At 57.8% G+C, this 24,483-nt stretch carries 18 protein-coding genes; 17 read left to right on the forward strand and 1 reads right to left on the reverse strand.

Annotated elements, in window-relative coordinates:
* Positions 1 to 24 precede the first annotated feature (24 nt).
* The 17 genes from KQX66_RS16190 (at position 25) to KQX66_RS16270 (ending at position 23,071) form a co-directional block, all read left to right on the forward strand.
* Positions 25 to 735: an alpha/beta hydrolase gene (locus KQX66_RS16190; RefSeq protein ID WP_216793877.1), complete on the forward strand. Its 711-nt coding sequence runs from the start codon at positions 25 to 27 to the stop codon at positions 733 to 735.
* Between the two features lie 581 nt (positions 736 to 1,316).
* Positions 1,317 to 3,011, forward strand: coding sequence for an amylo-alpha-1,6-glucosidase (locus KQX66_RS16195; protein ID WP_216793878.1), 1,695 nt, complete (start codon positions 1,317 to 1,319; stop codon positions 3,009 to 3,011).
* Between the two features lie 45 nt (positions 3,012 to 3,056).
* Positions 3,057 to 3,839: an SDR family NAD(P)-dependent oxidoreductase gene (locus KQX66_RS16200; RefSeq protein ID WP_216793879.1), complete on the forward strand. Its 783-nt coding sequence runs from the start codon at positions 3,057 to 3,059 to the stop codon at positions 3,837 to 3,839.
* A gap of 22 nt (positions 3,840 to 3,861) precedes the next feature.
* Complete coding sequence (gcvPA, locus tag KQX66_RS16205; protein WP_216793880.1) at positions 3,862 to 5,253, forward strand: aminomethyl-transferring glycine dehydrogenase subunit GcvPA; 1,392 nt, start codon at positions 3,862 to 3,864, stop codon at positions 5,251 to 5,253.
* Between the two features lie 33 nt (positions 5,254 to 5,286).
* Complete coding sequence (gene gcvPB / locus KQX66_RS16210; protein ID WP_216793881.1) at positions 5,287 to 6,864, forward strand: aminomethyl-transferring glycine dehydrogenase subunit GcvPB; 1,578 nt, start codon at positions 5,287 to 5,289, stop codon at positions 6,862 to 6,864.
* 214 nt (positions 6,865 to 7,078) lie between these two features.
* On the forward strand, positions 7,079 to 8,797 hold the full coding sequence (locus KQX66_RS16215) for a sensor histidine kinase (protein ID WP_253957196.1): 1,719 nt from the start codon (positions 7,079 to 7,081) through the stop codon (positions 8,795 to 8,797).
* Entirely contained in the window at positions 8,794 to 9,981 is a 1,188-nt protein-coding gene (locus KQX66_RS16220; protein ID WP_216793882.1) for a response regulator transcription factor, read from the forward strand. The genes KQX66_RS16215 and KQX66_RS16220 overlap by 4 nt, the downstream gene beginning before the upstream one ends.
* Before the next feature lie 165 nt (positions 9,982 to 10,146).
* Entirely contained in the window at positions 10,147 to 11,430 is a 1,284-nt protein-coding gene (locus KQX66_RS16225) for an ABC transporter substrate-binding protein (protein WP_216793883.1), read from the forward strand.
* Positions 11,431 to 11,465: 35 nt separating this feature from the next.
* Positions 11,466 to 12,428: a carbohydrate ABC transporter permease gene (locus tag KQX66_RS16230; protein ID WP_216793884.1), complete on the forward strand. Its 963-nt coding sequence runs from the start codon at positions 11,466 to 11,468 to the stop codon at positions 12,426 to 12,428.
* Between the two features lie 26 nt (positions 12,429 to 12,454).
* Complete coding sequence (locus KQX66_RS16235) at positions 12,455 to 13,264, forward strand: carbohydrate ABC transporter permease (RefSeq protein WP_054971762.1); 810 nt, start codon at positions 12,455 to 12,457, stop codon at positions 13,262 to 13,264.
* Positions 13,265 to 13,367: 103 nt separating this feature from the next.
* Positions 13,368 to 16,478 carry a glycoside hydrolase family 2 TIM barrel-domain containing protein gene (locus KQX66_RS16240; RefSeq protein ID WP_216793885.1) on the forward strand — a complete coding sequence of 1,037 codons (3,111 nt, stop codon included), beginning with the start codon at positions 13,368 to 13,370 and terminating at the stop codon, positions 16,476 to 16,478.
* An 854-nt stretch (positions 16,479 to 17,332) separates the two neighbouring features.
* On the forward strand, positions 17,333 to 17,968 hold the full coding sequence (locus tag KQX66_RS16245) for a glycerol-3-phosphate responsive antiterminator (RefSeq protein WP_308647242.1): 636 nt from the start codon (positions 17,333 to 17,335) through the stop codon (positions 17,966 to 17,968).
* A gap of 172 nt (positions 17,969 to 18,140) precedes the next feature.
* Positions 18,141 to 18,938, forward strand: coding sequence for an HAD-IIA family hydrolase (locus KQX66_RS16250; RefSeq protein ID WP_253957197.1), 798 nt, complete (start codon positions 18,141 to 18,143; stop codon positions 18,936 to 18,938).
* Positions 18,939 to 19,019: 81 nt separating this feature from the next.
* Positions 19,020 to 20,342 carry an ABC transporter substrate-binding protein gene (locus KQX66_RS16255; RefSeq protein WP_216793886.1) on the forward strand — a complete coding sequence of 441 codons (1,323 nt, stop codon included), beginning with the start codon at positions 19,020 to 19,022 and terminating at the stop codon, positions 20,340 to 20,342.
* Between the two features lie 98 nt (positions 20,343 to 20,440).
* Complete coding sequence (locus KQX66_RS16260; protein WP_216793887.1) at positions 20,441 to 21,334, forward strand: carbohydrate ABC transporter permease; 894 nt, start codon at positions 20,441 to 20,443, stop codon at positions 21,332 to 21,334.
* 33 nt (positions 21,335 to 21,367) lie between these two features.
* The gene (locus KQX66_RS16265) at positions 21,368 to 22,180 is read left to right on the forward strand and encodes a carbohydrate ABC transporter permease (protein ID WP_216793888.1); all 813 of its coding nucleotides are present in this window, start codon (positions 21,368 to 21,370) and stop codon (positions 22,178 to 22,180) included.
* A 30-nt stretch (positions 22,181 to 22,210) separates the two neighbouring features.
* On the forward strand, positions 22,211 to 23,071 hold the full coding sequence (locus KQX66_RS16270) for a sugar phosphate isomerase/epimerase family protein (RefSeq protein ID WP_216793889.1): 861 nt from the start codon (positions 22,211 to 22,213) through the stop codon (positions 23,069 to 23,071).
* A gap of 75 nt (positions 23,072 to 23,146) precedes the next feature.
* On the opposite strand, the gene KQX66_RS16275 is transcribed toward KQX66_RS16270, so the two are convergent.
* Complete coding sequence (locus KQX66_RS16275; RefSeq protein WP_216793890.1) at positions 23,147 to 24,466, reverse strand: hypothetical protein; 1,320 nt, start codon at positions 24,464 to 24,466, stop codon at positions 23,147 to 23,149.
* Between the last annotated feature and the right edge of the window lie 17 nt (positions 24,467 to 24,483).

Here is a 24,483-nt window from a genome sequence, read left to right on the forward strand (position 1 = left end):
TATTTTTCATGGAGGATCGATGTAATGATAAGACATAATTTAAAGATAGAAAATATTCCAGCAATTTTGTGGGGGGACAAATCAGATAAGTTATTTATAGTTGTGCATGGTAACATGTCAAATAAGGCAGATGACTTGATTATTGTATTTGCAGAAGAAGCAACAGCAGTAGGTTATCAAGTTCTTAGTTTTGATTTGCCTCAACATGGTGATCGTAAAGATGATACTTATCTTTGTACAGTTCAAAACTGTGTTCAAGACCTTAATAAAATTATGACATATGCAAAATCGTTATCAAATAATATAAGCATTTTTGCTTGTAGTATGGGAGCATATTTCAGCCTGTTAGAATATTGCCATGAGCCATTGAATCAGTGTTTGTTTCTCTCTCCCGTGGTAAATATGGAACGTATAATAAATAATATGATGACATGGTTTAACGTAAGTGAGAGTAGACTAAAAATAGAGAAAGAAATTTCTACGCCTATTGGACAAACTCTCTATTGGGATTACTACTGTTATGTGAAAGAACATCCTATTGTTGCTTGGAATAATCCGACTTCAATTCTCTATGGTTCAGGAGATAACTTATGTGAGTTTGACATTGTATCTGAATTTGCTAAACGCTTTAACTGTAATTTGCAAGTAATGGAGAATGGAGAACACTATTTCCATACTCAGGAACAGTTGCAGTATTTCAGACAATGGCTAAAAAACCATATATACGTTAAATGATACTAGAAAATGGTTGATGTATAACCTTCTTTAAAAGCGAATTAAGGGAAGTCAAAATGGCTTCCCTTAAAGGTTATATAATTTCAACATTATTTTAAAACACAGCCGAAAACAAAAAGCCTGAATCCGCCGTCCGACCGGATTCAGGTTTTTTTGCTGCGTCGTTGCAGCACTTCATGCTTCCCCTAAGCCCCCAGTCCGGTTTCTCCTCTCCCACGAAAGGGGCCCGAAAGGTCTTCCACGAAGTTTACGTGCTCATCTATTGCATCTTCCTAAAATAAGGCTCAAACGGCAAAGAGGCGAAAGCCGAGCATCAGAGGGTGTTGCTTACTTTATGAAGCCGCCGATCATCGGACAAAAAGACCGTTACCGGATAAATAGACGATCCGCTGCGAACAAAATGACACCCCGGCGGGCTTCCGGGACCGCCTTGCGGAAAAACGCGCAAACAGACACGAAGCAGCGAACAGAAAGCCGTTTTGCGGGAAACGCTTTTTACTTATAATTCATGTAAACGCTCTCTTACTTTTTTTGTTTAAGAGAGCCGTTATCCAGACGACGAGGGGGCTATCGGAATCCGCATGTTGTTCGATCTTCATACCGTGCCGTTCAGCCGTTTCGGTTCGTATTTTGCCTTTTCGATTCTTCCGGAGCGTCCCGACAGGGAAGCGGGTCTGTACTTGAGGCTGGTGCGGGGCGGGGATAACGATATCGGAGCCGTGTTCCGAATCGAGCTGCTCGCAGATGGCCACGCCGTTCCCTTTACTTGCTCCGCTTCTCCGACGTTATTGCGGCTTGAAGCGGAGGAAGGGACAGTCGAGTGGTGCATACCGGAGCCGGATTTTATACGCGTTCGTTCGCAGGGTGTTGGCGTGCGGTTAACCTGTTCGCCCGGCGTATACGATTATGCGTTTCCGCTTGGTGAGCGGGGCTGGGAGTTCAACAGCTTCGTGCGGGAACGTCGCTTTCTGCTCTCTCCAGTATCCGGTGCGATTTACGAGGACGTTCGCTGGGACGGGGTGAAGGCGCAGCGGCTTGCGTTCGACGGAGTGCCGGGCGGCGACGGGAAGCTGGAGCTTACGCTGGAGGAATACCGCACCGTTCCGTGCCCGCCGCGCCCCGGATCGTTCGATCAAGGGCTTGTACAGGTGGAAGGCGAGTACGCCGCTTGGCGCAGCCGGATGCCTGCCGTTGCCGCGGTCTGGTCCGAAGCGGAGGAACTGGCCGCTTATATTACTTGGTCCTGCGTCGTGCAGGCCGACGGGTATTTGCCCCGGCCGGCGATGTATATGTCCAAAAACTGGATGACGAATATTTGGAGCTGGGACCACTGCTTCAATGCGATGGCGCTTGCCGCGACCGATCCCGATTTGGCTTGGGACCAGTTTGCGATCTTCTTTGACCGGCAGGACGATAGCGGGATACTGCCGGATTTTATGAACGACAAATATGCGCTGTGGAACTGCTGCAAGCCGCCGATCCACGGCTGGACGCTGCGGTGGCTGATGAACCGCTCCGAGGCTGTCACGATAGAGAGGCTTGCGGAAATTTACGAGCCGCTGGCCCGCTGGACGCAGTGGTGGTTCGATTACCGCGATGACGACCGCGACGGCGTGCCGCAGTACAATCACGGCAACGACTCCGGGTGGGACAACAGCACGGTCTTTTTGGCGGCGATTCCCGTGGAAAGTCCCGATTTATGCGCCTTTCTTATTTTGCAGATGGAAACGCTTGCTACAGTGGCGGCCAAACTGGGACGCGCCGGAGAAGCGGAGCAATGGGAGCGCCGGTCGCAGGAGCTGTTGACGCGGATGATCGAGCATTTTTGGCGCGGCGACCGCTTCCAAGCCGTACAGTCCGGCACGCATGCCGGAGCCGTCGAGGGCGACAGCTTGATGGCGTACTTGCCTGTTGTTTTGGGCAAGCGTCTGCCGGAGCCGATTCTGCGCAAGCTCGTCGAAGGGCTGCGAGAGGAAGGGCGCTTTCTGACGGCGCACGGCTTCGCGACCGAAAGCGTCCGAAGCCCGCTGTACGCGCCGGACGGCTATTGGCGGGGGCCGATCTGGGCCCCGGTCATGCTGCTGCTCGTGGAAGGGCTGAAGGAGGCGGGCGAGGAACAGTTTGCGGGCGACGTTGCGAGGCGTTTTTGCCGGATGGCGGCTTCCGCGGGCATGGCCGAAAACTTTGACGCGCTCGAGGGGCACGGGCTGCGGGACCGGGCGTTCACGTGGACGTCCAGCGTCTTTCTGCTGCTGACCCGGGAATACGGGGCGTAAGCCGATTAATCTGAGCTTGTCCTAGGATAAGGGGGAACAAGGAAGATGCAAATGACAGAACAATTGCTTGCATTGGATGGAAAAGTCGCTGCGATCACCGGAGGCGCTTCTGGGATCGGGCTTGCCACGGTACGGAAACTCGCCCGGCACGGGGCGTCCGTCGTCATCCTTGACGTGAACGAGATGGCCGGCAGCCAAGCCGCAGAAGAGCTTCGGAGTGAAGGGCTTGCGGCCCGCTTCATCGGCTGCAACGTAACGTCTGCGGCCGATTGCGAAGCGGCGGTGGAAACGATACGTCGGGAATACGGCCGGTTGGATATTTTGTTCAATAACGCCGGAGTTATCCGGCGGCGCACCATCGTTGAAATGACGGAGGAGGAATGGGACGCGGTAGTCGATATTTCGCTCAAGGGCGCTTTTTTGCTCTCGAAATACGCGGTTCCGCTCATGGCAGAAAGCGGCGGAGGTAGCATCATCAACACCGGGTCCGGCTGGGGATTGAAGGGAGGCGACCGGGCGGCCGCCTACTGCGCCGCCAAGGCAGGGATCGTCAACCTGACGAAGGCGATGGCGATCGACCACGGCGGGCAGCAGATCCGGGTCAACTGCGTCTGTCCCGGAGATACGGATACGCCACTGCTGCGGGACGAAGCGAAGCAGCTCCAGCGGGAGGAGCAGTCATTCGTGCAGGCGTCAGCGCTCGAACGGCCCTTGAAGCGCATCGGCACGCCGGACGACATTGCTAACGCCGTACTGTTTCTTGCGAGCGGCATGTCTTCGTGGGTGACGGGCTCGGTGCTTGTCGTCGACGGCGGCGGACTGGCATAACGAAAAGGAGGAATTGCGACGCATGGCCACGCTTAAAAAAACAACGTCTCATCCGTATATCCCGAACACCGTGCCCGAGGTCCAGCAGGCGATGCTTGACGAAATCGGCATATCCGATATCGACGAGCTGTACCGGATGGTGCCGAAGGAGCTTCGGCTGACGGGCCCTCTGAAGGTGGAGCCCGCGCTGTCCGAGTATGAGCTGCAGCGTCATGTCGACCGGCTGCTGGAGCGCAACCGGAGCGCGAAGGAAACGGTCAGCTTCCTCGGAGCAGGCTGCTGGCAGCACTTTGTGCCCGCCGTTTGTGACGAAATCAACCAGCGCTCGGAGTTCGTCACCGCGTATGCGGGGGAGCCTTACGAGGACCATGGCCGCTTCCAGGCGCTGTTCGAGTACCAGAGCCTGCTGGCGGAGCTGGTCGACATGGACGTCGTGAACGTGCCGACGTTCGACTGGGCGCAGGCCGCTTCCACCGCGCTGCGGATGGCGGGCCGCATCACCGGCCGCCGTACGGCGCTGCTTCCGGCGGCAATGCATCCTGAGCGGCTTCGGGTCATCCGCAATTATTTGTCCCCGCAGATGGACTGCGTGCTCGTCGATTACGAGCCCGGCACCGGACTCCTCGACATGGCCGATCTGCAGGCGAAGTTGTCGGGCGACACGGCCGCCGTGTATATCGAGAATCCGTCCTACATCGGGCATATCGAGACACAGGGCCGCGAAATCGCCGAGCTTGCACATGCGGTAGGCGCGCTCTTTGTCGTCGGCGTCGATCCGATCTCGCTCGGCCTGCTTGAGCCGCCGTCCCGGTATGGTGCGGACATCGTCTGCGGCGACCTGCAGCCGCTCGGCATCCGGATGCAGTACGGCGGGGGTCAAGCGGGCTTTATCGCCACGCGCGACGAGGAGCAATTCGTCATGGAATATCCGTCCCGTCTGTTCGGCATTGCTCCGACAGCGGTCGAAGGCGAGTACGGCTTCGGGGACGTCGCTTATGAGCGGACTTCTTTTGCCAAGCGGGAGAAGGGAAAGGAATCGGTCGGGACCCAAACGGCGCTGTGGGGAATCACGGCAGGCGTTTATCTGGCCTTAATGGGGCCTCACGGCATGCGCGAGGTCGGCGAAACGATAATCCGGCAGGCCCGGTATGCGGCTGATAGAATGGCGGAGCTGGAGGGAGTGCGGATTCGGTTTCAGGCGTCGTCGTTCAAAGAGTTCGTCGTCGATTTCAACGGGACGGGGCGTATGGTGAGCGACATCAACAAGCGGCTGCTGGAGTACGGGATCTTCGGAGGCAAGGATTTGTCCGGGGAATTTCCGGACTGGGGCCAATGCGCGCTCTACTGCGTCACCGAAATCCACACGAAAGAAGATATCGACGCGCTTGCGGCCGCTCTGAAGGCGGTCCTGTAAGCCCAAGGGCAGAAGGGAGCCATGCGAATACCTATGAAACGGATACCTAGAAACCGGAACGTGCGTCAATTTCATCAGGCCAAATGGGACGAACCCGTCATTTTTGAGCTGCATCAGCCGGGCGAACGGGGCGTCATCCCGCCGTCCGTCAGCGAGGAAGTGGCAGCGGCCGTTGGGGACGCCGAAGCCTGCGTGCCGCAAGGCATGCTGCGCAGCCAAGCTCCGGCTTTGCCGGAGATCGGGCAGGCCCGGGTGCTGCGCCATTATCTGCGCCTGTCGCAGGAGACGCTGGGCTCGGATTTTAACGTCGAGATCGGACAGGGCACCTGCACGATGAAATACATTCCGCGGGTCAACGAAATGCTGATCCGCAACCCGAAAATGACCGAACTGCACCCGCTGCAGGACGAGTCGACCGTGCAGGGGATGCTGGAGGTGTACCACCGCCTGGACCTCGCGATGCGCGAGATTTCGGGCATGGACCGGTTCACGTTCCAACCGGGGAGCGGGACGCAGGCGTTGTTCGCTATGGCGTCGATTGTGCGGGCCTACCACGAAGCGAACGGTGAAGGCGACAAGCGGGACGAAATCATAACCACCATATTTTCCCATCCATCACAAGCGGCGACCGCTGCCGTGAAGGGGTATAAAATCATTACGCTTTACCCTGACAAAGACGGATTCCCTGATTTGGAAGCGCTGCGGGGGGCAATCTCCGAGCGGACGGCGGGCTTCGTCGTTGCCAATCCGGAGGATACAGGCATCTTCAACCCGCGGATTCGCGAGTTTACCGACCTCGTGCACGCCGCAGGCGGGATATGCTATTACGACCAAGCGAACGCAAACGGGCTGCTCGGCATTACCCGGGCGAAGGAAGCGGGCTTCGACATGTGCTTTTTCAACCTGCACAAAACGTTCGCCGCCCCTCATATGTGCGGGGGCCCGGCGACGGGAGCACTCGGCGTGACGGAGCGGCTGGCCCCGTTCCTGCCCGGCCCGCTCGTCGAAACGGACGGAACCCGCTACACGCTGAATCATTCGCCTGCCCAAAGCATCGGCAAAGTCCGCATGTTCCAAGGCGTGGCCCAGACGGTGCTCCGCTCGTATGCATGGATTCGTGCGTTGGGACCGGAAGGGCTGCTGGACGCGGCGAAGGTGGCGGTGCTGAACAACAACTATTTGTACAGCCGCATCCTGAAAATTCCGGGTGCCAGCGCTCCGTATGTGGAGGGCGGACGGCTGGAGCAGGTGCGCTACAGTTGGGAGGGGCTGACCAAGGAAACCGGCATTACGACGGAAGATGTGCAGCGCCGCATGTGCGACTTCGGGCTCCATTACTGGACCAGCCACCATCCGTACATTGTGCCGCAGCCGTTCACGCTGGAGCCGACCGAGTCGTATTCCAAGGAAGACTTGGACGAATACGTGAGCGCCTTGGAACAGATCGCCAAGGAAGCCTACGAGCAGCCGGACATCGTCCGCAGCGCCCCACACAACAGCACCGTGCACCGGATCGACGAATCGAGCTTCGACGACCCGGCGAAATGGTGCATCACTTGGCGGGCTTATCTCAAAAAGACCGCCCCGCTTGAGGCCGGTGTCGAGTCTTGATCCAATAAAGCCGGGGTGATCCCGACAATGTCAGCAGCAGCCGGAATCCGCCTTGGAGTCCGGCTTTTTGCTTCACGAGACGTTCCCGCATAGGTAAAGTTTCCGGCAGGCGCAGGTCCTGCGCTTGATGCTGGCGGTCTTGGGGGCGTGGTATAATAAACGCGGAAAGCGCTTACGAGATTGCAAAAACAACAACTGCTTGCGGGGGATGTCCATGCTATCCATGCTGCCAAGAAACGGATTGAAGCTGCCGCGGGGGTTTCGAAGCACCCTGCAGACCAAGCTGATGCTGCTCATTGCGCTTGCCGCGGCAATTCCGCTGCTGACGCTCGGGTACGTGCTGTACCACAAATCGTCGGGAACGATCAACGAGCAATTCGGCCGCTACGGGGAAAACTCCGCCTCGCAGCTGCAATTTCAGATCGATTCCACCTTGGGACAAATGAAGTACACGGTCAGCGACATTTTGTCGTACTTGCTTGATCCGAAGTTTACGGTGCTGCACGAAGAGGTGCCGACGTCGTACAAGGGCTTCCAGGAGGAGCAGCAGCTTGAACAGTATTTGAAAGCCCATAAATCTCTGGACATGAAAGGCATTTTCCTGATTACAAAATCGGGCTACTATTACGGCGAACGGATCATCCGCTTCGATCTGCTTCAGGCGGAGCCATGGTTTCGCGACGATGCCGACGGCTACCGCTTCGACCTGTACGAGCCGAACCATTACAACGACACGGCCCGCGTTCCCGGGGAGAAAGTGATTGGTCTGCTGTTCCGCATCCGCAATCAGGTGGGGGTGCTGGAGAACAGCAGCATTTTGATCGAGACGAACGCCGACAAGCTGCTGCGGCTGTTTCATGAATTCGAGGAGGATACGGGCTCACAGTTGACGATCACGGGGGGCGGCAAAACCGTTTACCAGACGCAGGGCTCGTTTGCCAAACGGGACGACGATGTCGTCTGGACGAAGCATTCGGACGAGACGGACTGGACCATTGAGGTGCGGACGCCGTACGAGCAATTTTATAAGCCGTCGCTGCTGATCCGCACTTTTACGTTCTCCGCGGTCAGTCTGTCGATTGTGCTGGCATTCGTGCTGGCCTATATGTGTTCGGCTCCGCTGCTCAAGCGGGTCAAGAAAATGAAAGAATCGATCCGCCGCGTCAGCCTCGGAAAGCTTGATACGCGGATCGACGTGGAGTCCGAAGACGAGCTGGGGCTGCTCGGCCACAGCTTCAACCGGATGGTGGGGCAGCTTCAAACATTGTTTCACGAGATGAAACAGGTCGAACGGCAGAAAAAAGAAGCCGAGCTCCGCGCGCTGCATCATCAGATTAACCCGCATTTGCTCATCAACACGCTCGCTTCCATTCAATGGAAAGCCAGATTGGCAGGGGCCGCCGACGTCAACAAAATGATTTATCATTTAACCAACGTGCTGGATGGCAATCTGAATGTGGATCGGGAGGTCGTTACGCTGGAGCGGGAGCTTGAGGTGATCGATCATTATTTGAATTTGCAGGAGCTGCGGTACGGCAGTGTGTTCGCCTACCGGATCGAAGCCGCCGGAGTCGATCTGTCCGCCGTGGACATTCCGCGGATGACGCTGCAGCCACTGGTGGAAAATGTCTTTTTTCACGCGTTTGAGGATGGGGAGGGGACGATCGTGCTGCGCATTGAAGCGGACGGCGCGGACGTGCTCGTCTCTTTAACCGACGACGGAAAAGGCATGAGCGAACGCACGCGTCAACAGCTGCTTCAGCCGCAACTGGACGGCGTCCGCAAACGCCGGAGCATCGGCCTGCGCAATGTGGAGGAGCGCATCAAGCTGCATTTTGGCGAAGCTTACGGACTGTCCGTTCAGTCCGCGCCGGGAGCGGGGACCCGCATCGTTATCCGATTGCCGATCAAAGCCAAGGAGGGGATCGCATGAATGCCAAACCGATTAAAGTGCTGATTGCCGACGACGAGGTCATCATCCGCCGGGGGTTGATCTCGACGGTGCCGTGGGACAAGTACGGGATGACCGTCGTAGCGGACGTGCCCAACGGCAGCCGGGGCTGGGAAGCGTTTCTGGAACACCGGCCGGATGTGGTTATTACCGACATCGTCATGCCCGAGATGGACGGAATCGAGCTCGCCCGAAAAGTGAAAGCATGCGAGCCCCGGACCAAAATATTGCTGCTCAGCTGTCACCGCGACTTCGACTATGCGCAGCAGGGGATCAAGCTGGGCGCTTCCGGCTATTTGCTGAAGACGTCGTTCAACGATGAGGAACTGGAGGAATTTTTGGCCGCTTTTCGTCAGGAGCTCGGCGCGAACGACATTGAGGCTCCGCGGCGCGCTGCCGCCGACCTCGCTACTCCCGCGATCTCCGGGCTGCTGCTGGAATGGCTGTACGGCGTCGGCGACCGGTTTCCGGCCGAGCTGGACAGGCTGCTTCAAGGAGCTTGGAGCTGGATGAATGCGCCGACCGCGCTGTTTCTGATCTCCGCGCCCGGGAAATGCGGAGGGACGCTGGAGCATGAGCTGCGCGGCTGCGCGCCGGGCGAGCTCAGCGAGGTGCTGCCCTTCGGGGAAGGGCACCTGCTGCTGTTTGTGCCTGAAGCCAGGCAGCGCGAATGGGACAGCCGCCTGAGCGAGCGCAAGGCCGAACGGCCGGAACTGCACTGGTCCCGGCTGGCGCCGCTGGCCGGACGCGAGGCATGGATCGACGCCGTGCGCAAAGCCCGAGGGCAGATGGAACTGGAGAAGCGGTACCGCATCAGCGTCGGGCAGTGGCCTACTCCGATTGCCGAAGCGGTGCAGCTGATCGTCCGGCATACGGATACCCAACTGTCCGTATCCGAAGTGGCGCATGAGGTGGGACTGAGCCGCAGCCATTTCAGCACGTTGTTCAAAAAGACGGTCGGCGAAAGCTTCGTCTCGTTCACGTACCGGGCGAAGCTGAAAATCGCCTGCGAGCTGCTTGGCGCCCAAGGGATTACCGTTCAAGAGATCGCGGATAAAATCGGCATGCCCGACGCCAAATATTTCAGCAAATGGTTCAAGCGCTGCACCGGCAAAACACCGAGCCAATATCGCAGCGAGCGGCGCGAGGAAAGGAACGTCATCTAAAAACACGGCTGGCATCGAACGAAAAGACACCTTTGCCTGGCAGAGGCTGTGCGTGCAGCCGATGATGCACGATTTTCCGAACATCCCTCCGTTTTGTATGCGTTTTACTCCCGTTACAATAATCATGTAAGCGGTTAACTAACAGACGTTCAGGGGGAATTCGAAATGAAACGAAGGATGCTTCTTGTTACGACGGCGATATTGTCCGCTTCTTTGTTGGCCACCGGGTGCGGCAAGCCGGCAAGCGAGCCTCAAAACGGCGCAGCGGGGGCGGGGACGCCATCGTCCGAACCGGGCAAGCAGGTGACGCTGCGTTTTGCGACGTGGGATACGGGCGATCTGCTCAAAATCCAGGAGACGATCGCGCGCCAATTTGAAGCGAAGCACCCCGGCGTCAAGGTGCAGGTGGAAGCGTACGGAGACGGCTTCGACCAGAAGCTGGCCGCTTCGATCGGAGCGAACAATGCGCCTGACGTGATGTACATGTGGGATTTTCCGACCTACTCCCAGAACCTCGAACCGCTGGATGCGATGATGTCCGCCGATGCCGGCCTCAAGCCGGACGATTTTTATCCCGGGCTGTTCAACTACGTGAAGATTGGCGGCAAAACGTACGGCATGCCGGCCGGGTTTACGACTCGCGTCATGTACTATAACAAGAAGCTGTTCGACGAAGCGAACGTGCCGTATCCGAAAGCGGGCTGGACGTGGGACGACTTCAAGGAAACGGCCAAGAAACTGACGAACCCCGCCAAGAAGCAGTACGGCTTCGGCATCCGGGCGGAGAACGATCCGTACGATCTGCAGGGGGTCATCTGGAGCAACGGCGGCAGCTTTATCAGCCCGGACGGCAAGTCGATAGACGGGTTTATGAACGGCAATGAAACGGCCGAAGTGCTGCAAATGTTCGGCAGCCTCGTCAAGGATAAAACGGCCGTCATTGTCGGTGGCAAAAACCAGCAGTCCGGAGACGACGTTTTCAAAGCGGGCAAAATCGCCATGTGGGAAAGCGGCGTATGGCCGCTGGACGGCTTCAAAGAGGCCAAAATCGACGTGGGCACGGTCGTCATGCCAGCCTTCCCGGGCAAGAAGCTCAAGGGCGTCATCGCCGAATCGGCGGTCTCAATCTCCAAATCGTCCAAAAACAAGGAAATGGCTTGGGAATTCGTCAAATACTACGCTTCCGACGAGGCGATCAAGCTGCGGACCTCCGACCTGCCGGTGCGCAAAAGCGTCGTGGCCGAGAAAAAGCTTGACCAAGACCCGCTCTACCAATCGTTCTACAAAATGCTGGAGGCTTGCGACGACACGCCGGCGTTCCTGCTGAATCCGAAATGGAACGAAGTGAACCGCAACCTCACGTCGGCGATCAATACGATTATGCTCGGCCAGAATGCGAAGGATTCGCTTGACAAGGCCGTCAAGGATTCGGAGAAATTTTTCAAATAAAGCCGGCAGGCGAAAAATGGAAGAAGGATGAACCTATGGATACGACCGCCGTTCGACAGGCAGCTAAGCCGGGCATCCGACTGAAACGAAGAGGCTGGCTCACGCCTTACCTCTTCGTCCTTCCCTGGATGATCGGTTTCATTTCCTTCACGCTGGGGCCGCTGCTGTTCTCGCTGGTGATCAGCTTGTACGATTGGCCGATTGCCGGAGAGCGTACGTTTGTCGGGTTGCAAAATTATACCCGCATGTTCACGGATGACCCGCTTTTCTGGGAGTCGCTCGGCGTCACGCTGAAATTCACCGCGATTTTTGTGCCGCTGAATTTGTCGGTAGCGCTGCTGCTTGCTGTGCTGCTGAATCAAAAGGTGCGGGGAAGCGGCATATTCCGCACGATCTTTTATTTGCCGTCCGTCATCTCCGGAGTCGCGCTTGCGATGATCTGGGCGTGGGTATACAGCGGCGAGTACGGCATCCTGAATTACTTTTTGTCGCTCGCGGGCATTACCGGACCGGATTGGCTGCGGGAGCCGGGCTGGGCGCTGGCGGCTATGGTCGGCGCAAGCCTGTGGGCGCAGGGCTCGATGATGCTGATCTTTTTGGCCGGGCTCAAGAACATCCCGGGAGATCTGTATGAGGCAGCTTCCATCGACGGGGCCGGCGTGTTCACCCGATTTTTCCGGATCACGCTGCCCATGCTCAGCCCGACGCTGCTGTTCAATCTCGTCACCTCGATCATCGGCGCGTTCCAGCAGTTAACGCTGGCGTTGACACTGACCGGCGGGGGGCCGTCGAACTCGACGTATTTTTACGCGATGTACGTTTATGAAAACGCCTTTAAATATTTTCATATGGGCTACGCCGCAGCGAACGCGTGGATCATGTTCCTGATCATCCTGACGCTGACGATGCTCGTCTTCCGCTCGACCGGCATGTGGGTGTACTACGAGGGCGAAGTGAAGGCCAAACGTGCGGGCAAGCGGCCGCGGAAGGCAGCTTAAGGACTGGGGAAAGGAGAGGATCGGAGATGAAAAAAACGCTCACGTACGCGCTGCTCGTCTTGTTCTCGCTGCTGTTTCTGATGCCGTTCTTCTGGCTCGTGACGACGGCGGTGAAAGCGCCGGACGAAATCTACATGTACCCGCCGAAATGGATTCCATCGGAGATCCAGTGGGGCAACTTCGTCAAAGCGTGGACGATTCAGCCGTTCAATACGTTTTTGCAAAATTCGTTGACCGTGACGATTCTGTGCAATATCGGGCAGCTGATTTCCTCCTCGCTGGTGGCGTACGGCTTTGCGCGCTACCGCTTTCCGGGACGCGACGCGCTGTTTCTGATCGTGTTGGCGACGATGATGATTCCGTGGGACGTGACGATGATTCCGCTGTATATGGAATTCAACTTTCTCGGTTGGATCAATACGCTCAAGCCTTTGATCGTCCCGGCCTGGTTCGGATCGGCCTTCTATATTTTTCTGCTGCGGCAGTTTATTATGACCATTCCTACCGAGCTGGAGGAGGCGGCGAAAATCGACGGGGCCAGCGATTTCGGCATATTTATCCGGGTGATCGTCCCGCTGATGCTGCCCGCGTTGATTCTCGTGAGCGTGTTCAACATGCTCGATACGTGGAACGATTACCTTGGACCGCTGATTTTCCTGAACGACTCCAGCAAATATACGCTGACGCTCGGGCTCGCTCAGTTCAAAGGGGTGCACGGCGTCGATATGACGTCCGTGATGGCGGTGACGTCGATCATTTGCCTGCCACCGCTGCTTGTGTTTTTCGGCGCACAGCGGTACATCGTGGAAGGAATTGCGCAGACGGGAATTAAGTAGCGGGACGACTGCGGGTGATGCAGCAGTGAGGAAACAATCTCGTTCTATGCCGCATAACATCAATAAAGCTGAGTAATTAGATGAATATACTTGGAGGTTTATCATGAGTGACCATCTGGCAAGACGGGATTGGCAAAATTTGAACGTATTGGAGCGGAACCGGCTGTCTGCCCGCGCCTCGTTCGTTCCGTACGGCGCTGCGGACGCGGCGTTGACGTACGACCGGGGCAGCTCGGACCGGTTCATGCTGCTGAACGGCGAATGGGCGTTTCATTACGCCGGACGTCCCGAGGAGGCTCCGGCCTCGTTCTACATGCCGGAATTCGACGACAGCGGCTGGGATCGGCTCGTCGTGCCGAGCCACTGGCAGCTTCACGGGTACGGCGCGCCGCATTATACGGATTTGTATTATCCGTTCCCGGTCTGTCCGCCCGAGGTGCCGGCAGATAATCTGACCGGAACGTACCGGCGGACGTTTACGCTGCCGGAGGGCTGGCTGTCCCGGAACGTGTTCTTGCAGTTTCAAGGCGTGGACAGCGCATTTCACGTTTGGCTGAACGGCAGCTATGTCGGCTATAGTCAAGGCAGCCGCTTGCCGTCGGAGTTCGCGATTGCCCCGTTTGTGCGCGAGGGCGAGAACGTGCTGGCGGTGCAGGTGTACCAGTGGTCGGACGGCAGCTATTTGGAGGATCAGGATATGTGGTGGTTGAGCGGCATTTTTCGCGATGTCGCTTTGGTTGCTCAGCCGAAGACGTATCTCAAAGATTACACGGTCGTCGCCGATCTGGGCGCAGACGGCCGCACCGGATTGCTCCATGTGCAGGCGCAGGTCGCTAAAGAGCGGACAACGACGGGAAACGTCGTGCTGGAGTGGCGGCTGACGGATGGGGAACAAGGAACGGAGGCTGCATCCGGCGTTTGTTCCGTGGAGAGCTGGAGCGAAGATGGCGGCGCAGCAGCGGTGAACTTCCAGGCTCAGATGAGCGACGTCCGTCCGTGGACGGCGGAAACGCCAGCCTTGTACGATCTGCTGCTCACGCTCAAGACGGCGGACGGTGACACGCTCGAAGTCGTGCCGACGCGCATCGGCTTTCGCCGGTTGGAAGTGCGGGGCGGCAGGCTGCTCGTCAACGGGAAGCCGATCCGGCTGCGCGGCGTAAACCGCCACGATCATCATCCGGAGCGCGGCCGGGCGGTCACGGTCGAGACGATGGAGCAGGATATCATCCTGATGAAACGGCACAACATCAATGCGGTGCGGACGGCGCATTACCCGAACGATCCGCGGTTTTACGACTTATGCGACCGGTATGGGCTGTACGTGATGGACGAGACCGACCTGGAGACACACGGCTTTGAGCTTGTAGGGGATGCCGACCGGCTGAGCAACGATTCCGCGTGGGAGGAAGCTTATGTCGAGCGGATGCGGCGGATGGTCGAGCGGGACAAAAATCATCCGAGCATCCTGTTCTGGTCGCTCGGCAACGAATCCGGCTTCGGCTGCAACCACGAGGCGATGGCCGCCTGGTGCCGCAGCGCCGATCCGACGCGGCTCATTCACTATGAAGGCGACCGTGAGGCGAAGGTATGCGACGTATTCAGCACGATGTACTCGACCGTGGAGAAAATGATCGGCTTCGGACAGCGCGAAAACGAGGAAAAGCCGCATGTGCTGTGCGAATATGCGCATGCGATGGGCAACGGTCCCGGTGGGCTGCTCGAATACGAGGAAGCGTTTCGCACCTATCCCCGGCTCGCCGGCGGCTTCGTATGGGAGTGGATCGACCACGGCCTCAGCCGCAAAACGGCGGACGGGCGGACGTATTACGCCTACGGAGGCGATTACGGCGACGAGCCGAACAATGGCAACTTCGTTATCGACGGGCTGATCACACCGGACCGCACCCCTTCGCCCGGACTGTTGGAATATAAAAAGATCATCGAGCCAGTAACGGTGGAAGCGTTCGATGCCGGGCAAGGGACGGTCACGATCCGTAACCGGTACGATTTCCGCGACCTGAGCCATCTGCAGCTCGTCTGGACCGTCTCGGCAGACGGCACGCCGCTTGCGAGCGGCAGCGCGCCGCTGCCTGACGTGCCGCCGGGCGGCACAGCGCCGCTGACGCTTCCGCTGCAAAGACCGGCACGCCTGCTGCCCGGCGCGGAGTACCGGCTCGAGCTGCGCTTCGTGCTCGCCTCGGACACAAGCTGGGCGCCGTGCGGCCACGAAGTGGCCTGGGCGCAGCTTGAGCTGCCGGGCTGGGCGGCGGCCGGGCTGAGTGCCCAGCCTGCTGCGACGGTGCCGCACCCGCTGCTCGCGGAAGAGCGCGCGGGCGAGCTTGTCCTGCGCGGCGCGGACTTCGCGCTCAGCTTCGACCTCGCGCGCGGCGATATCCGCTCGTGGACCGGCGCGGGCCGTCCGCTGCTCCGCCGAAGCCCCGCGCTGACGCTATGGCGGCCGCCGATCGACAACGACATGTACGTCGTGGCCGACTGGCGCAAGGCGTGCCTCCATTTAGTGCGCGACGACGCCCGTTCGTTCGCCTGGGAGCGGCTCGACTCCGGCACGGTGCGCTGCACCCGCCGTATACGCACGGCTCCGCCCGTCTACGACTGGGGCTACGACTCCGTGTGGACGTATACGGTCCACGGCAGCGGTCTTGTCGAGCTTCGGGTGCAGGGGACGCCGTATGGCAAGCCGCCGGAGATGCTTCCGCGCATCGGGCTGCGGATGGAGCTGCCGGGCGACTATGACCGCGTCGTCTGGTACGGCCGGGGGCCGGGGGAATCGTACCCGGACAGCAAGCAGGCGGCCCGGTTCGGCCGGTATGACTGCTCCGTCGACGGGCTCGGCTTCACGTACGTGTATCCTCAAGAGAACGGCAACCGCTCGGATGTCCGGTGGGCCGCTTTTCTGAGCGGCAGCGGCTCGGGGCTGCTGGCTGCCGGGATGCCGCAGTTCGATTTCGGCGCGCACTGGCATACGCCGGAAGACATCGAGCAAGCGAAGCATACGACCGACTTGGTCAAACGGGATTTCATTACCGTGCACCTCGATTACCGGCACAACGGGCTCGGAAGCGCAAGCTGCGGGCAGGGACAGCTTCCGCCTTACCGGCTGGAGCCGCATGAATTTACGTTCGAGGTGCGGTTCATGCCGATCAACGAGCAGGGCGCATCTCTCGACACCGCAGCACGGCGGCTCCGTGCCTGAGCGGGCGAGTTGAGAGACATCGATGCGTGCCAAGCGATGGCAAGAAAATCGAAAAGCGCAACGCGGGGCGTATCCGTCCCGCGTAGCTTGTTGAGAAAGTGGTCAAATGAGGTAATAGAGGTTACGATGGGGTGGGGTATCCACTTCCGACCGCTGCTCCACCCCACAAAGTGAAGTTGAATCAGGGAAGCTTAGTCCGAGTACTTTGCGGGGGCCCGGGTCCTCGGGAAATTTGATTAGAAGCCCTTAGTGCGGACATTTCCCGAAGACAAAGGCGGACGCTATCGCTTCTCCAGTGGATACCCCACCTCCGTATGTTTCTCTATTTCAGTCAAAGCCACTTTCTCAACAGACTGGCGGGGCGTATCCGTCCCGCGTTTTTTCGCAATAGCGGACTATGGCGGCAAATGCAGACAATCGCCGAGGAAGCACGAATGACGGTTATCGCCCTCGACTCGACTTGAAAATAAAGGAACGAGGATGCGCTAAGCGAAGAGTTTAAACGTTCCTCGGAACATAGCGGAAGCAGGATGACTTATTCGTGTCGAAAAATGTTCATTCTCCCTGGGATGGGGGTGTTAAGTGCGTCGAAGTTCCTTTATTTTGCTCAGGTGGACCAATTCAGACACATTAGCGCACCTCACTTCCTCTAATTGTATCGCATCGCTAAAATATATGCTGAGAGCGTGAGCGCGGGTCTCACTCCATCCCCCACGCCTTGCCGCTCACATCCCCCCATCTATCGCCCCACCCCGTTAACACTGCCCTGACAAATGTTTGCTAAGATAAACTCGAGCTGTGCAGAGATGGTCAGCGTATAGCGCAGTGCGGACGCTTGGAAAGGGGCAGAGAACGTGAAGCAGGCATTATACAAGTACATGGGGGACAAGCGCATCATTCCCGCGGTGCGCAAAGCGGAGGATTTGCAGGCGGCGTGCGCCAGCGAGTGGCCCGTCGTCTTTTTGCTGATCGGCGATCTGGTCACGGCGGGGGAGTACGTGGAGACGGCGCTCAAAGCAGGCAAAAGTGTGTTCCTGCACGTCGATTTTATCGCGGGGCTCGGCAGCGACCCGATCGTCATGAAGTACGTCGCGGAGCGCTGGCGGCCGACCGGCATTATTTCGACGAAGAGCCATTTGGTCAAGCAGGCGAAAAAGAACGGCTTGGCCGCGATCCAGCGGCTGTTTCTGATCGATACGTCGGCGCTGGAGCACGGCATCCACAATATCGGGCAGAGCGAGCCGGACGCCGTAGAGATTATGCCCGGCCTGATTCCACGGGTCATCACCCAACTGCGCCGGAGTATCTCCATGCCGATCATTGCCGGCGGGCTGATCCACGATCATGCGGAGATCGACATGGCGCTGCAGGCAGGGGCAAGCGCCGTATCGATGGGCAGCCGGAAGCTCTGGGGACCGGGTTCGGGAGCCGCCGACGTGCCGGAAGTCGTGCCTTTACAAAAACTACACAAACCGTTAACATCTCGATGACAAAACGCTGTTAGAGTAAGAGTCGAAAGTCCCAATTGCATATTCAAGGGTATGAGACGAGGAGAAAACCCTTATGCAGCTGCAGGAAGCGCCTGAATAACGACGCGCCGCTTCTTTCTGCTGGATAAAGGGTTTTTTTGTGTTTTCATCACGAAGGGAGCTGCGCAGGATTTTGCCGGATTTGAGGGAAGTGGACGGTTTCTTTTTCGATTTGGACGGAACGATCATGCTCGGCGACAGGCTGCTTCCGGCGGCTGCCGAAACGTTCTCCGTCCTGCGGGAAAAAGGAAAGAGCATTTTGTTTTTGAGCAATACGACGACGCGGACGAGGAGCGACTGCCAGGCCCGTCTGCAGGCGTTCGGGCTGGAAGCGCACGTGCACGAGGTCGTGACGGCCGCCTACGCCGCTGCGGTATATTTCACGGAGCTGCGCGACCCGGTCGTGTATCCCGTCGGAGAGCCTGCGCTGATCCGCGAATTGGACGAGCTGGGTGTCAGGCGAACGGAAGACCCGCTCCGTGCGACGCACGTGCTTGTCGGGATGGACATGCATTTCAACTACGGCCGGCTGCATCAAGCGATGAAGGCCGTACGCAGCGGAGCGGCGTTGATCGCAGCCAACCCCGACCCGTATTGTCCGGTCGACGGCGACGTTATCCCAGACACGTGGGCGATGGTGAAAGCGATCGAAGCGGCGAGCTGCGCCGAGACACAGGTCGTCATCGGCAAGCCGTCGGACTATTACGCCCGCAAGGCGCTCGAATGGAGCGGCCTTCCGGCGAAGCGCTGCCTGATGGTGGGCGACCGGCTGGATACGGATATCCTGCTGGGACTCGGCAGCGGCATGCGTACGGCGCTGGTGCTGACGGGGGTGACAACGCGGTCCGAGCTGGCGGCGTCGCCAATCCGGCCCGATTACGTCTGGGATTATCTGGGAGGTTTACTGGAAGCACTCCGTTCCGATTTTTAACATTTGCTTTACATTGCTCTAACGAGGGCATCACACACGTTTGCTACAGTACTACATACAACCACCAAAGGAGAGAAAACGATGCGTTCCGTAACTGCAAAAATGGTAAGTCTGGGTCTGTGTATTTCGATGCTCGCCGGGTGCGGCGCCAAAAGCGAATCGCCAGCCGCTTCCTCCGCTTCAAATAAGGCAGAGACGAAGGACGAGAAGGTCGAGCTTACGTTCTATTACCCGATAGCCGTCGGGGGGCCACTCACCGCCACCATCGAAGGGATGGCTCAGGAATTTACGAAGCAAAACCCGAACATTACCGTCAAGCCGGTCTATACGGGCAGCTACGCGGATACCGCGGTGAAAACGCAAGCGGGCGTACAGGGCAAAACGCCGCCGGATGTGGCCGTGCTGCAATCGACCGAGCTGTTCAGCCTGCTCGACATGAACGCGATCCTTCCGCTGGACGAGTTCATCGCCAAAGAAGGCGGCGACAAGTATTTGTCGGACTTTTATCCCGCGTTCCTCGCGAACTCGCAAACCGGCGGCAAGACATACAGCATCCCGTTCCAGCGCAGCACCATCGTGCTGTATTACAACAAGGATCTGTTCAAAGCGGCCGGTCTCGACCCGAACAAACCGCCGCAAACGTGGGACGAAATGAAGGACTACGCCAAGAAGCTGACCAAAGACGGCAAGTGGGGCCTCGAAATTCCGGTTACCGGCTTCGCCTACTGGATGTTCCAGACGTTCGCGCTGCAAAACGGCAAAAACATCATGACCGAAGACGGCAAAAAGGTTATGTTCAACACGCCGGAAAACGTGGAGGGCTTGCAGTATTGGGTGGATTTGGCGAAAAAGGAAAAGGCGATGCCGGAAGGCGTGACCGAGTGGGGCACCGTGCCTTCGGACTTCCTGGAAGGGAAGACGGCCATGATGTACCATACGACGGGCAACCTGTCCAACGTGAAGAAGAACGCCAAGTTCGACTTCGGCGTCAGCTTCCTGCCAAAACAAAAGAGCTTCGGCAGCCCGACGGGCGGCGGCAACTTCTACATCTTTAAAGATATCGACAAGAAAAAGCAGGAAGCGGCTTGGAAGTTCGTGAAGTTCATGACCGAATCCGAACGAGCCGCCCAATGGAGCATTGACACCGGCTATGTCGCCGTTCGTAAATCCGCCTACGAAACCGAGCGGATGAAAAAATACGCCGCCGAATTCCCGGCCGCCGTCGTGGCGCGCGACCAATTGCAGTATGCGGCTGCCGAGCTGTCCACGCACAACAACGGCAAAGTGATGAAGGCGCTCAGCGACCAGGTGCAGGCGGCGCTGACAGGCACGACGACGCCGGCGGACGCCTTGAAGAAAGCGCAGGAGGAAGCGGACAAAGCGCTCGCTCCTTTCAATAAGTAATCCGGATACCGAAGGCGGCGGCATGCGCTAATCCAGGCAGCCGCCCCGGGGCTCCGGCGGGCACGGTTTTATTTTAACGATCGCGGGGAGGCTTCCTTTTGGGCGGCAAAAACTTCAACTTACAATGGAAAACGGACGCATTCGCATGGCTTTTGCTTTTGCCTTCGCTCGTGTTCTTGTTCCTGTTTACGTTTTATCCGATCGCCAAGACGATCCGGCTCAGCTTTTATCAGGCGGATCTGGCGAGCCCGGTGCCGATATTCATCGGCCTGGACAATTACGCTCATCTGATGAAGGACGAGCTTTTCTGGCAGGTCATGTCCAACAATCTGTGGTTTGCGCTCGGCACGGTGCCGACATCCATGGCGCTGGCGCTGCTGATGGCGGTGTTCGCGAACAAGGCGATTCGCGGCAAAGGCTTCGTGCGAACCGCGTTCTTTTACCCGACCATGATCCCGATGATCGCTATCGCCAACGTGTGGCTGTTCATTTATACGCCGCAGTACGGACTGCTGAGCAGGCTGACCCAATGGATCGGGCAGGGCGACATCAACTGGCTCGGCACGCCGGAGCTGGTCATGTATGCGATGATCGTCATGATGATCTGGAAGGAAGCCGGGTATTTTATGATTTTTTATCTTGCCGGGCTGCAAAATATTTCCCGGGACTTGTACGAGTCGGCGGAAGTGGACGGCGTCGGACGCTGGACCGTATTCCGCAAAATTACGTTCCCGCTGCTCATGCCGACGACTTTATTTGTCGCCATCGTGGCGCTGACCAACGCGTTCAAGCTCGTCGATCATCTGCTGATCATGACGAAGGGCGGACCGAACAACGCGAGCAATCTGCTGCTTTATTACATTTACGAAACGGCTTTCAGCTTCTGGGATCAAGGCATGGCCTCGACCTTGACGGTCGTTATGATCGCCGTCCTTTTGCTAGTGGCGGCGCTGCAATTTTTCGGGCTGGATAAAAAAATACATTACCATTGATGCGGAAATGCCCTGTGAAAGAAGGCGGTTGAAATGCTGCGTAACAAATTGAAAATAAGTCATGCGTTCATATATATATTTGCATTGGTTTGGCTCGTTCCGCTCGTCTGGGTGACCAGCACGGCTTTTCGTCCGAAGCAGCTTGCGCTGCAGCCGGGCTTGTCTCTGGAGTTCACGCTGGACAACTTTACCCACGTCTGGGCGGCTGCGCCATTTGCGCAGTACTATGTCAATACGCTGCTGATCGTCGTCTGCGTGTTCGCCGTACAGATGGTTACGGCGACGATGGCGGCGTTTGCTTTTGCCCGGGTCCGCTTTCGCGGCCAAAGTCTCGTGTTTCTGCTGTTTCTGGTGCAGATTATGATTCCGGCGGACGTGCTGATTTTTCCGAACTACAACGTCCTGAAGGAATTGTCGCTGCTTGATACGAAGCTCGGCATTATGCTGCCTTACTTCGCGTCGGCCTTCGGCATTTTCCTGCTGCGCCAGATGTTCAAGACGATCCCGCCGGAGCTGGACGAAGCGGCCGTTATGGAAGGCTGCTCCAAGTGGCAGGTGCTGTGGAAAATTTATTTTCCGCTGGCTCGTCCGTCTTACATCGCCTTCGGTCTGGTGTCTGTCAGCTACCATTGGAACAACTTTTTGTGGCCGCTGATCGTTACCAATTCCGTTGAAAACCGGCCGCTTACGGTAGGGCTCGCTATTTTCGCCCAATCGTTCGAAACGGGCGCGCAGTGGACGGAAGTGAGCGCCGCAACGCTGATGGTCATCGCTCCGCTGCTGGCCGGGTTTCTGCTCTTCCAGCGCCAATTTATGAACAGCTTTATTCAGTCGGGAATCAAGTAACTTGCACGGAGGAAGAGGAGGGTGAAAGCTATGGAAACGCTGAGTCAATGCGCCGTTTCGACTTATGCGCTGCTGGGGGAGACTTTGGAGGCGGCGGTCGTTCGTTTGATCGGGGACGGGTGGAAGGAAATCGAGATCATGGGCGAAGGACCGCACATTGAGCTGCTGGAATGGCCGAAGGAAAAGCTCGACTGGCTTCGTAAGCTTGGGAAGGAGCATGGCGTTCGCTGGACGGTTCATGCTCCGATCACAGGGCTGAACCCGGCTGCGTACGAGGCGGAAGCGAGAAAAGTCTCGATGGAGCTGTTGTTAACTACGCTTCGGATCGCAGAGCGGCTGGAATGCGTTTATGTCGTGCTGCATCCCGGGGAAGCGGACGGAGCGGAAGAGATCCAAGCCGATTCCGAACGGGAGTCGGAGCTTGCGGAGCGGGTAGCCGAATTTGTCCGGGAAGCGCTGCGTGCAACAGGCGGTTCGAAAGTCATGATCGGACTGGAAAACGTACCGCCGTATCCGAACCTCTTAGGTACGGACGTGAAGTTTCTGGAGCGGATCGTCCGCTCGGTCGATTCACCGCGTCTGCGGGTCGTCTTCGATGCGGGGCACGCCCATTTGACCGGCACGGGGCTTTGCCTGCTATCGCTCAAGAGCGTCATGCCTTACGTTGTCGGGCTGCATTTGAGCGACAACGGAGGCGTGCGCGACGATCACTGGGCGTTCGGCGCAGGCTCGGTTCCGCTCGAAGCCGTAACGGTGCTAGCGCAGGATCACGGCTTCGCCGGCTCTTGGGTGCTGGAACTGCGCAGCGTGCAGGACGCGGTCGCCTCTGCGGAAGCGCTGGCCCGGATGCGGCGCTCTTCGCGGGTGGCCGAGCTGCGGCAGGCGGAGTAGAGTAGAGGCAGACGAGGGGCTGCTTGAAATACGACCGTTTCCCGGTGAGGGTTCAAGCAGGCTCGCGTTTTGCCGTTACCTCACTTCCAGAACCTTCAGCTTCACGGATGCATATGTCGATACATCCTCCGGCACGACGGCTTCGAACGGTTGAAGGAGGCCGTTCCCCGGATAGGATGCATCAAGCGCGAATTCCAGCGGAGCCTTAGCTAACGCTGTACCGTTGGCGTTCAGGAACGACAGCTCCGCCTTCATATGATGCTCGCCGGCAAGTTTGGAGGCATATTGACCGGTCACGATGCTGAACACGCCATCGCGCCTCACTTGAATCGAACCCAATCGCAGATCGTGATTAGCCGCATCGTCTGCGATGGCCATCGGGTCGTCCGGTTGAATCGCGCTTACGATTTGGTCGTTGAACATGCCGACTTGAACGGTGGCATACGCAAACGTCTGGATGTTCTGGTCCACCGTCAGCTCGACCGGCGTTGCTTCCCCGCCTTTAAGCCGGACTGCCGCTCCCGAGGAGGCACCGATTCGTTCGCCCTTTTCGTTGTACAACAGGACGGTGAACCCGACCGGGATCGTCTCTCCCGTCTCCCGCCACTTCGGCCCGAGCTGCACCGAGGCTCGAAATCGCGTCTGATTCCCGTCGAAATAATAATATCGCAGGCCAGCCTCCATGCGATGATCTGCGTCGGTCGCATCCAGTTCATGAAGCCGGAACCAGACCGGCCCCAGCCACGAATCGGCCCGGTACCAATCGCGCCAAACCGCAGTAACCTGCATCAGTTGGGGATTGACGCTCGCTCCGGCATCTTGGTATGGAAAACGAAACAATCTCGTCGGCGCCGTCAGTTGAACGTCCGTCTGAACCAATTTTACGCCAACCGCCGCCCAATTCGGTGCGATCCATCCTTCTCCCTCGGGTGTCGCGACCTTGTAGCGTTTATCCCAGTTGGCAATCGCTTTGACGGTTTGTTTGTCGATCTTCCCTTTAGGCGACAATAATCCCGGATCGTTGTACAAAGTTTCTTCGTCGGACAGTTCGATGTACGCGTCCATCGGTTCTTCTTTTCCTCTCAGCGCGTTGTCGGGAACGATCCATGCGTTGCCCATCCAGGTGGAAATCAAATATCTGGGTACCCGATAGCCTTCTCCATGTCCTCTTCTGATGCTCGACGTTTGCAGCACATGAACTTGCTGGGGTGCGATCATTCCGACTTGTTGATAACGGTCGTCATAGAGTTCCGTCGGCTCGAACAGCGTCAAGGTTTCGGCTGAATCCGCCAAGCTCGTGGATTCGCTGGCTAGAGCGGATGGTATCGGTGTTTGACCGTCCAGCGCACCTGCCAACATTCCGAGGATTAATAACATCCCGGCTTTTTTTCGCATACGTTCACTTCCTCTCT

This window comes from Paenibacillus oleatilyticus (genome assembly GCF_018998565.1).
Lineage (GTDB): Bacteria > Bacillota > Bacilli > Paenibacillales > NBRC-103111 > Paenibacillus_G > Paenibacillus_G oleatilyticus.

Excerpts from the sequence above, each read along its gene's own strand:
- KQX66_RS16190 (WP_216793877.1), top strand. The coding sequence starts at position 25 with ATGATAAGACATAATTTAAAGATAGAAAATATTCCAGCAATTTTGTGG.
- KQX66_RS16195 (WP_216793878.1), top strand. The coding sequence starts at position 1,317 with ATGTTGTTCGATCTTCATACCGTGCCGTTCAGCCGTTTCGGTTCGTAT.
- KQX66_RS16200 (WP_216793879.1), top strand. The coding sequence starts at position 3,057 with ATGCAAATGACAGAACAATTGCTTGCATTGGATGGAAAAGTCGCTGCG.
- gcvPA (WP_216793880.1), top strand. The coding sequence starts at position 3,862 with ATGGCCACGCTTAAAAAAACAACGTCTCATCCGTATATCCCGAACACC.
- gcvPB (WP_216793881.1), top strand. The coding sequence starts at position 5,287 with ATGAAACGGATACCTAGAAACCGGAACGTGCGTCAATTTCATCAGGCC.
- KQX66_RS16215 (WP_253957196.1), top strand. The coding sequence starts at position 7,079 with ATGCTATCCATGCTGCCAAGAAACGGATTGAAGCTGCCGCGGGGGTTT.
- KQX66_RS16220 (WP_216793882.1), top strand. The coding sequence starts at position 8,794 with ATGAATGCCAAACCGATTAAAGTGCTGATTGCCGACGACGAGGTCATC.
- KQX66_RS16225 (WP_216793883.1), top strand. The coding sequence starts at position 10,147 with ATGAAACGAAGGATGCTTCTTGTTACGACGGCGATATTGTCCGCTTCT.
- KQX66_RS16230 (WP_216793884.1), top strand. The coding sequence starts at position 11,466 with ATGGATACGACCGCCGTTCGACAGGCAGCTAAGCCGGGCATCCGACTG.
- KQX66_RS16235 (WP_054971762.1), top strand. The coding sequence starts at position 12,455 with ATGAAAAAAACGCTCACGTACGCGCTGCTCGTCTTGTTCTCGCTGCTG.
- KQX66_RS16240 (WP_216793885.1), top strand. The coding sequence starts at position 13,368 with ATGAGTGACCATCTGGCAAGACGGGATTGGCAAAATTTGAACGTATTG.
- KQX66_RS16255 (WP_216793886.1), top strand. The coding sequence starts at position 19,020 with ATGCGTTCCGTAACTGCAAAAATGGTAAGTCTGGGTCTGTGTATTTCG.
- KQX66_RS16265 (WP_216793888.1), top strand. The coding sequence starts at position 21,368 with ATGCTGCGTAACAAATTGAAAATAAGTCATGCGTTCATATATATATTT.
- KQX66_RS16270 (WP_216793889.1), top strand. The coding sequence starts at position 22,211 with ATGGAAACGCTGAGTCAATGCGCCGTTTCGACTTATGCGCTGCTGGGG.
- KQX66_RS16275 (WP_216793890.1), bottom strand. The coding sequence starts at position 24,466 with ATGCGAAAAAAAGCCGGGATGTTATTAATCCTCGGAATGTTGGCAGGT.